This is a genomic window from Methanococcoides sp. AM1 (assembly GCF_900774055.1).
Taxonomy (GTDB): domain Archaea; phylum Halobacteriota; class Methanosarcinia; order Methanosarcinales; family Methanosarcinaceae; genus Methanococcoides.
Window position 1 is genome coordinate 1 of sequence record NZ_CAAGSW010000017.1, and the last position, 439, is coordinate 439.

Annotated in this window: 1 protein-coding gene; it reads right to left on the reverse strand. The window is 41.0% G+C overall.

Annotation, left to right across the window (positions count from 1 at the left end):
- Positions 1–439: PKD domain-containing protein (locus E7X57_RS12210; RefSeq protein WP_135613267.1), on the reverse strand; the 439-nt coding region annotated here is incomplete at both ends.

Consider the following 439-nt stretch of genomic DNA (forward strand, 5'->3'; position numbering starts at 1 on the left):
TGACAGTAAGATTGACAGTATACAAACCAGCTGTATCATACGTATGAATTATATTCTGACTGAAGTAATCCTCAGTACCGTCAGCATCAATATCCCAGGACCATGACGTTGCATTGGTTGAGAGATCCGTGAACGCAATACTCAGGGGAGCAATACCTTCAGTTACATTAGCACTGAAATCAGAAACCGGAAGTATAGGAACTGATGTCACATTGATATAATTCGTCTTGACTTCGGAAGCAGTGCCATTGATATTACTGACAGTAAGATTGACAGTATACAAACCAGCTGTATCATACGTATGAATTATATTCTGACTGAAGTAATCCTCAGTACCGTCAGCATCAATATCCCAGGACCATGACGTTGCATTGGTTGAGAGATCCGTGAACGCAATACTCAGGGGAGCAATACCTTCAGTTACATTAGCACTGAAATC